Origin of the sequence: Virgisporangium ochraceum (genome assembly GCF_016863655.1) — a bacterium.
Taxonomy (GTDB): domain Bacteria; phylum Actinomycetota; class Actinomycetes; order Mycobacteriales; family Micromonosporaceae; genus Virgisporangium; species Virgisporangium ochraceum.
Genome location: NZ_BOPH01000044.1, coordinates 1 through 7,889, shown reverse-complemented (window position 1 = coordinate 7,889; position 7,889 = coordinate 1). Strand labels below are relative to the sequence as shown.

6 protein-coding genes and 1 pseudogene are annotated in these 7,889 nt (G+C 70.9%); 4 read left to right on the top strand and 3 right to left on the bottom strand.

Annotated elements, in window-relative coordinates:
* The first annotated feature begins 212 nt into the window (after positions 1-212).
* The 4 genes from Voc01_RS17895 to leuS all read left to right on the top strand — a co-directional run bounded on the left by Voc01_RS17895 (position 213) and on the right by leuS (position 4,576).
* Positions 213-551 (top strand): hypothetical protein, encoded by a 339-nt coding sequence (locus tag Voc01_RS17895; RefSeq protein ID WP_203928590.1) that lies wholly within the window; start codon positions 213-215, stop codon positions 549-551.
* Between the two features lie 127 nt (positions 552-678).
* The gene (locus tag Voc01_RS17890) at positions 679-1,050 is read left to right on the top strand and encodes a roadblock/LC7 domain-containing protein (RefSeq protein WP_239160280.1); all 372 of its coding nucleotides are present in this window, start codon (positions 679-681) and stop codon (positions 1,048-1,050) included.
* A gap of 89 nt (positions 1,051-1,139) precedes the next feature.
* Entirely contained in the window at positions 1,140-1,511 is a 372-nt protein-coding gene (locus Voc01_RS17885) for a hypothetical protein (protein ID WP_203928588.1), read from the top strand.
* 260 nt (positions 1,512-1,771) lie between these two features.
* Complete coding sequence (leuS, locus tag Voc01_RS17880; RefSeq protein WP_203928587.1) at positions 1,772-4,576, top strand: leucine--tRNA ligase; 2,805 nt, start codon at positions 1,772-1,774, stop codon at positions 4,574-4,576.
* 44 nt (positions 4,577-4,620) lie between these two features.
* Here leuS and Voc01_RS17875 read toward each other — a convergent pair whose 3' ends face one another.
* The 3 genes and pseudogenes from Voc01_RS17875 to Voc01_RS17865 all read right to left on the bottom strand — a co-directional run.
* A complete protein-coding gene (locus Voc01_RS17875) occupies positions 4,621-5,331 on the bottom strand; it encodes a type 1 glutamine amidotransferase (RefSeq protein WP_203928586.1) in 711 nt (236 codons plus the stop codon).
* Positions 5,321-6,556, bottom strand: a complete 1,236-nt coding sequence (locus tag Voc01_RS17870) for a Mur ligase family protein (RefSeq protein ID WP_203928585.1) — start codon at positions 6,554-6,556, stop codon at positions 5,321-5,323. The genes Voc01_RS17875 and Voc01_RS17870 overlap by 11 nt, the downstream gene beginning before the upstream one ends.
* A gap of 64 nt (positions 6,557-6,620) precedes the next feature.
* Positions 6,621-7,889, bottom strand: a pseudogene (locus Voc01_RS17865) (hypothetical protein); the annotation flags it as partial.

Here is a 7,889-nt window from a genome sequence, read left to right as displayed (position 1 = left end):
GGGCGGCACCGGACCGGGTCCAGGACCCGCGGACCCAGGACAGGCAGGTCCAGGATCGGCAGGCCCAGGACAGGCAGGTCCAGGATCGGCACGCCCAGGACCGGCAGGCTCACGATCGACAGGCTCACGATCGACAGGCCCAGGATCGACAGGCACAGCATCGGCAGGCCCAGGAGCAGCGGCCCCAGGAGCAGCGGCCCCAGGAGCAGGAGATGCCGGAGCGGCGGGCGCCGGACCGGCGTACCCGGGACCGGGAGCAGCGGGTCCCCGAGCAGCGGATCGAGGCCCGGGCGGCGGCACCCGCACGCGGGTCGGCGGTGGTGGCCGCGGCGGCGGCTGTGGGGGTCCCGCCGATCAATGTGCCGGTGCCGGCGCACGTGGCCGACGAACCGGGACGGCGCGACCAGGCCGGGCCCGTGCCCTTGCCGCGCCGCCGCGCGGCCGAGCCGCGCCGGTGGCCGGCGAACCCGGCGGACGACAACCGGGTGGTGGAGGAGTGCTCCGACTCCACGCTCATGCGGATCCAACGCGCACTGCGGGCGCTGCGATGAGGGCGCCATGAGGTTCCGACACACGAGACACGGGCCGGTCGGCACGACGACGGCCCGGATCAGGCAGTTCGTCCGCACCGCGACGGCTCGCACGACGCGGAGGACCGGGAGGAGAAGGTTGGTGGGGGTGGAGCAGGACGTCCTGGCCGAACTGGGGCGGCTGCGGCACAAGCTTCCGCAGGTGCAGGGCGCGCTCGTCGCCAGCGCTGACGGCCTGCTCGTCGCCGAGGACGCCGGGGGCGTGGAAGCCGAGACCATGGCCGCCATGTCGGCCGCCTACCTGGGGCTGGCCCAGCAGATCGCGCTCGGCGCCGCCTACGGCGAGTTCCAGGAGACCGTGACCCGGGCAGCGGGTGGGTACGTGGCGACGTTCGCCGCCGGCACCCACGCGCTGCTCACCGTGCTGGCCGACGCGGGAATCAACCTCGGCCTGCTCCACCACGAGGCGCGGCCGGTGGCCGCCCGGGTGGGAGAACTCGTCTCGGCCAGTCAAGGGTGACCGGCCGACAGAAGGAGAGGTGACGCCGTCCAACTGCACGAGCACATCACGACAAACGATCTTCCCAACCGCGAAAGCAGGAGGACTCCATGGCTGACATGGATACGGCACTGAAGGAAGCGATGCAGATCGAGGGCGCGATCGGTGTCGCGCTCGTCGACTACACCAGCGGCATGGCGCTGGGCACGCTGGGCAGCACCAAGGAACTCGACCTGACGGTCGCCGCGGCGGGCAACACCGACGTGGTCCGCGCGAAGATGCGCACCCTGGACCTGCTGAAGATGAAGGACGAGATCGAGGACATCCTCATCACGCTGGGCAGCCAGTACCACCTGATCCGCCCGCTGCGCAGCCGCGGTGGGCAGGGCCTGTTCATCTACCTCGCGCTGCAGAAGTCGCGGGCGAACCTGGCCATGGCCCGCCACCAGATCCGCAGGATCGAGGAAGACCTGCACATGTGACCGGGTGGAGCGCTCGCCTCGCGCAGCGGGGCGGGCGCACGAGCGGGTCCGATGCCGCCGGCCGGGGTGCTGAACGCCCCGGCCGGGGGCGTATCCGGGGCGACGTGATCGGGGCGGCTACGGTACGCTGGTTCCATGTTCCGGGCATTCCGGCTTCTTAGCGAGCCGTGCTGACGACGCGATAGCACGTCCGCACGGCGACCCCTCCTGCGTGAGGGGCTTTTTTATGTCCGGAATCTATTGACCCCGAGGTGGCGATCATGAGCAGCGAGGACATTCCCCCGTTCCGGTACACGGCCGCGATGGCCGGCGAGATCGAGGAACGGTGGCAGGACTACTGGGACGAGAACGGCACGTTCAACGCGCCGAACCCCAGCGGCGCGCTCAGCGATCCCGACCACCCGCGGGCCGGTGCGCCGAAGCTGTACGTGATGGACATGTTCCCGTACCCGTCCGGTGCGGGGCTGCACGTCGGCCACCCGCTGGGCTACATCGGCACCGACAGCTACACCCGCTACGCCCGCATGATCGGGTTCAACGTGCTGCACCCGATGGGCTTCGACGCGTTCGGCCTGCCGGCCGAGCAGTACGCGGTGCAGACCGGAACGCACCCGCGCAAGACCACCGAGGAGAACGTCGAGCGGTACCGCGGCCAGCTGCGCAGGCTGGGCCTGGCGTACGACAACCGCCGCTCGGTGGCCACCACCGACGTCGAGTTCTACAGGTGGACCCAGTGGATCTTCCTGGAGATCTTCAACAGCTGGTTCGACCCGGAGCAGCGCAAGGCGCGTCCCATCGCGGAACTGGTCGCGGAGTTCGAGTCGGGCGCGCGGCCCGCGCCCGACGGCGCCGACTGGTCGTCGCTGAGCGCCGTCGAGAAGCGGACGGTCATCGACGACCACCGCCTGGCCTACGTGTCCGAGGCGCCGGTGAACTGGTGCCCGGGGCTGGGCACCGTGCTGGCCAACGAGGAGGTCACCGCCGACGGGCGTTCCGAGCGCGGCAACTTCCCGGTCTTCAAGCGCAACCTGAAGCAGTGGATGATGCGGATCACCGCCTACGGCGACCGCCTGCTGGAGGACCTGGACGCGCTGGAGTGGCCGGAGAAGGTCAAGGCCATGCAGCGCAACTGGATCGGCCGGTCGCGGGGCGCGCACGTCTCGTTCACCAGCGACGCGGGGGAGATCCGGGTGTTCACCACCCGGCCCGACACGCTGTTCGGCGCGACGTACATGGTGCTGGCGCCGGAGCACGAGCTGGTGTCGTCGCTGGTTCCGGCCGCGTGGCCCGAGGGGACGAAGGACGCCTGGACCGGCGGGTTCGCCACACCGGCCGAGGCGGTGGCCGACTACCGCCGGCGCGCGGCGGCGAAGACCGACATCGAGCGGCAGGCCGACAAGGAGAAGACCGGCGTGTTCGTGGGCGCGTACGCCACGAACCCGGTGAACGGCGAGCGCATCCCGGTGTTCGTCGCCGACTACGTGCTGGCCGGCTACGGCACCGGCGCGATCATGGCCGTTCCCGGCCAGGACGAGCGCGACTGGGAGTTCGCCGAGGTCTTCGACCTGCCGATCATCCGTACGGTGGAGCCGCCGTCCGACTGGGAGGGCAAGGCCTTCATCGGTGAGGGTCCCGCGATCAACAGCCGGTTCCTGGACGGGCTGGGCATCGTCGAGGCCAAGGCCGCGATCATCGACTGGTTGGAGAAGAACGGCCACGGGACCGGCGCCACCACCTACCGCCTGCGCGACTGGCTGTTCAGCCGGCAGCGGTACTGGGGCGAGCCGATGCCGATCGTCTACGACGAGACCGGGCTGCCGGTGGCGATCCCCGAGCGGATGCTGCCCGTCGAACTGCCCGAGGTCGACGACTTCTCACCGCGCACGTTCGACATCGACGACGCCGACTCGATGCCGGAGACCCCGCTGTCGCGGGCGCGCGAATGGGTCGAGGTCGAGCTGGACCTGGGCGACGGACCGAAGCGGTACACCCGCGACACCAACGTCATGCCGCAGTGGGCCGGGTCGAGCTGGTACGAGCTGCGCTACCTGGACCCGTACAACAGCGACGAGGTGGTCGGCAAGGAGAACGAGCGCTACTGGATGGGTCCCCGCGACGGTAAGGACTCCGGCGGCGTCGACCTGTACGTCGGCGGCGTCGAGCACGCCGTGCTGCACCTGCTGTACGCGCGGTTCTGGCACAAGGTGCTGTTCGACCTGGGCCACATCAGCAGCTTCGAGCCGTTCCGGAAGCTGTTCAACCAGGGCTACATCCAGGCGTACGCGTACACCGACGCGCGTGGCGTGTACGTGCCGGCCGAGGAGGTCGTCGAGCGCGAGCCGGGGAAGTTCTTCCTGGGCGACGAGCCGGTCAACCGGGAGTACGGCAAGATCGGCAAGAGCTTGAAGAACGTCGTGACGCCCGACGAGATGTGCGCCGACTACGGCGCCGACACGTTCCGGGTGTACGAGATGTCGATGGGCCCGCTGGACGTGTCCCGGCCCTGGGACACCCGGGCGGTGATCGGCTCGTTCCGGTTCCTGCAGCGCCTGTGGCGTCTGGTCGTCGACGAGCAGACAGGCGAGGTCCGCGTCACCGACGGCCCCACCGACGAGCAGACCCGGCGCCTGCTGCACCGGGTCATCGACGGAGTACGCACCGACATGGAGGAGCTGCGCTTCAACACCGCGATCGCCAAGCTGATCGAGCTGACCAACCGGGCCACGCAGGCAGGGCCGGCGCGCGAGGTGATCGAGCCGCTGGTGCTGATGACGTCGCCGTTCGCCCCGCACCTGGCCGAGGAGCTGTGGCGCAGGCTGGGCCACGGTGACACGGTCGCGTACGCGGCGTTCCCGGAGGCCGACCCGGCGCTGCTGGTCGCCGAGTCGGTCACCCTGCCGGTACAGGTCAACGGCAAGGTCCGCGGCCGCATCGAGGTACCGGCGGACACCCCGGACGACGACGTGCGGGCGAAGGCACTGGAGGCGGTGGCGGCTCAGCTGAACGGCAAAGAGCCGCGGAAGGTCATCGTGGTGGCCGGCCGCATGGTGTCGGTGGTCGTGTAACTGCCGACGGTTTCGGGGGCCACAACTGGTGGCCCCCGACACCCTCAGCGTAGGCCCACCGCGTGCAGGCGTTCGGCGCGCAGGCGGTCGGGCCACGAGTCGTCGACCGGGGGCAGCGGGCTGCCCACCGCCCAACCGACCAGGAGGTCGGCCAGGGCGGGGTTGCGTGCGAGCGCGGGGCCGTGGGCGTAGGTGCCCAGGAGCTTGCCCGCCCAGGCGCCCTCGGTGTTGCCGTCGTTACCGATGCCCACCTCGACGGTCACCAACGGCTTCGCGGCGGCGCCCAGGTGCGTGCGGCCACCGTGGTTCTCGAAGCCGGTGAGCGGCGGCAGCCCCAGAACCGGGTCGACCGGGCCGGCCAGTTCGCCGACGGCGCGGGTCTCGCCGCGGTCGGAGTGCATGTCGAGCAGGCCGAGGCCGGTGCACCTGGCGCCCTTGGCGAAGAACGTCGTGCCGAGCAGCTGGTAGCCGGCGCACACCGCGAACACCACGGCGCCGTTCGCGGCCGCCCGGTTCAGGCCGCCATCGGTGATGAGCCGCTCGGCCGCCAGCGCCTGCGGCCCGTCCTCGCCGCCGGCCAGCAGGTAGATGTCGCCGTTGACCGGCACCGGCTGGTCGGACTGCACCTCGACGCACTCGGCGCCGATGCCGCGCAGCTCGGCCCGCCGGGCCAGGATGAGCATGTTGCCGCGGTCGCCGTAGGTCGACAGCAGGTCCGGGTAGATCCAGACGATCCGCAGGGTCTCAGTTGACACGGTCGAGCTCCGTCCGGATGTCCTGGAACGCCGTGTAGTTGGCGATCACTTCCAGCCGCCCGGGCGGGATCGCCGCGAGCGCCTTCTCGAACGACGACACGTGCTCGAACGCCACCCCGTTGACCTCCAACCGCACCGCCAGGTCCATCGCCCGGTCGCCGGTGATCAGCACCCGGCGCCCCCGGACGGGGGAGAAGTCGACGTCGTAGAGCCACGACGTGTCGAGCCCGTCGGGGTCGCGGGCGTTGATCGCGAGCAGCGTCGGCGCGTCCTCCGCCATGTCGAACGCCTCCAGCCACCCGGCCGGGTTCTTCGACAGCAGCAGGCGGATGACCCGGCCGTCGCGCACCACCGTGGCGTAGCGGCCGGCGATCGAGGTCACCTCGGCCAGCTTCGGCACCGACCGCAGCGTCGGAGCGCCGAAGTACGCGGCGACGGCCAGCGCCGTCGCCGCGTTGGCCTTGTTGACCCGGCCGGGCAGCTGCAGGTGGACCTCGTGGTACAGCCCGGTCGGGTCGACCACCCCGTCGTTCTCGACCTGCCACTGCGGCAGCGGCCGGACCAGGTCGCCGGTGGCGCAGGCCCACTGCTCGCCGTTGCGCTCGATGCGTGACCCGCACTCGGGGCACACCCACGAGTCGTCGAGCCAGCGCTGGCCCGCGGCCACCCAGGTGACCTCGGTGGCGGCCGACGCCGCCCACGTGACCATCGGGTCGTCGCAGTTCGCGATGACGTGCACCTGCGGGGCAGCCGTCAGCATCGTGCGCCACTTGGCCGCGACCGTCGCGACCTCCTGCGCGCGGTCGAGCTGGTCGCGGCTGAGGTTCAGCAACGCGACCACCTCGGCGTTCGTCTTCTTGAGGACGTCGGCCAGGTAGTGCTCGTCGACCTCGAGCACCGCGAACGGCGTCGCACCCGCCTTGACCAGCGCCGACATGTGCCCGTGCGGCATGTTCGCGCCGAGCGAGTTGGTCGCGACCGGCCCCATGACGCTAAGGGCCGCGGTGGTGAGCCGGGTGGTCGTGGTCTTGCCGTTGGTACCCGAGATCAGCGCGATCCGCCGGCCGGCGGCCAGGTTCGCGAGGAAGTTCGGGTCGATCATCTGACCGACCCGGCCGCCGATCACCGCGCCGTCGCCACGCCCGGTCGCCCGTGACAGGGCCGCGGCGCTCTTCGTGAGGCCGCTGGCCAGGCGGGTGCGAAGGGTGTATTTCGGTTCCGTCATCCTTCGCTCTCTCGTCTGTCGTCCCCTGGAAGTTCGTCGCGACAATACCGTGCCGCCGTGTCGGTCACGTGAGCGTCATGGGCACCTCGACGATCGGCCGCTCGGCGTTGGGCGCGTCATTGCCGAGTCGGCCGGCGTCGTAGAACTGGAACGCGTAGGCGCCGGGTGCGGGCCACCGGATCGTGAAGCTCAACGGGACGCCCTGCTTCTGCTCGTTCTGGTTGAGCAGCGCGTTGTCGACGCGCTCCGGCGCGGTGGTGGTGCCATCGGGCAGCTTGAGGAGGTAGTTGCTCTTCCAGACGCCGTGGTCGTAGATGCTCTGCTTGTACGACTTCAGGTCCACGACGCAGACCACGAACATGTAGTCCTTCTTCGCCTGCTGGTGCTCGGCCGGGTAGTCGGCCCGCTGCTCGCACAGCACCAGCTTCATGCCGAGCACGCCGCTGCGCTTCTCCTCGACCGGTCCGGCCAGCTTCTTCGGCTCCAGCGTCGTGGTCCGGTCCAGGTCGCCGAACGGGATCTTCGGCTGCACCGTGTCGGCGCGGCCGATGCTGAGCTCGCCCTTGCGCAGGTCGGTGACCGGCTTGTCGGGCTCGAACACGAACTTGCCGTTCGAGGTCGCCCTGCCGGGGAGGCTCTGCACCTCCTCGACCCCGCCCTCGGTGATGGCGCCGTCGTAGGCGAAGAACACCTCGGTGTACCGCACGTTGTTCTGGCCGTCGGTGCCGGTGTTCTCCACCGTGATGTCCATGGTCAGCGGGTTCTCCTTCGCGGCCGGGTCGTACGACACCGTCTTCACCGTGAACTTGAGGCCCTGGTACCAGACCGTCCGGTCGACCTTGTAGGTGCCGGCCTGCGCGGCACCGCCGTCGCCGACCTTCGCACCACCGCCGTCGGGCTGGATGGCGTTCGACCCGTCGCCCTTGCCGTCGCCCGCGCTCGTGTTCGTGTCGTTCTTCTTGTCGTCGTCGCCGGTCAACGCCATCGCGGCGACACCGCCACCGCCGACGAGGAGCAGGAGCGCCGCCGCCGCGGCGACGATCCACATCGTCGGCCGGCGGCGGGACGCGTGCGCGGGCCGGCGCGTGGGGTCGGCGTCGCTCAGCGGCGTGGGTCCGTACGGCCCGGCCTGCGTGGACGTGTTTCCCCAGAGCGGCATGCCCGCGGGGACCGGCGGCAGCCCGCCCGGACCGCCGGGCGCGCCGCTGGTGGGGTGCGGCGGGCCGCTGAACGGGGCACCGCTCGCGGGCATGGCACTGGACGGCGCGCCGCTCGCGGGCATGGCACTGGACGGCGCGCCGCTCGCGGGCATGGCACTGGACGGCGCGCCGCT

What these genes read in the sequence shown, in the direction of transcription:
- Voc01_RS17870 (WP_203928585.1), bottom strand. Translation starts at nt 6,556, where the DNA reads ATGACGGAACCGAAATACACCCTTCGCACCCGCCTGGCCAGCGGCCTC.
- leuS (WP_203928587.1), top strand. Translation starts at nt 1,772, where the DNA reads ATGAGCAGCGAGGACATTCCCCCGTTCCGGTACACGGCCGCGATGGCC.
- Voc01_RS17885 (WP_203928588.1), top strand. Translation starts at nt 1,140, where the DNA reads ATGGCTGACATGGATACGGCACTGAAGGAAGCGATGCAGATCGAGGGC.
- Voc01_RS17895 (WP_203928590.1), top strand. Translation starts at nt 213, where the DNA reads ATGCCGGAGCGGCGGGCGCCGGACCGGCGTACCCGGGACCGGGAGCAG.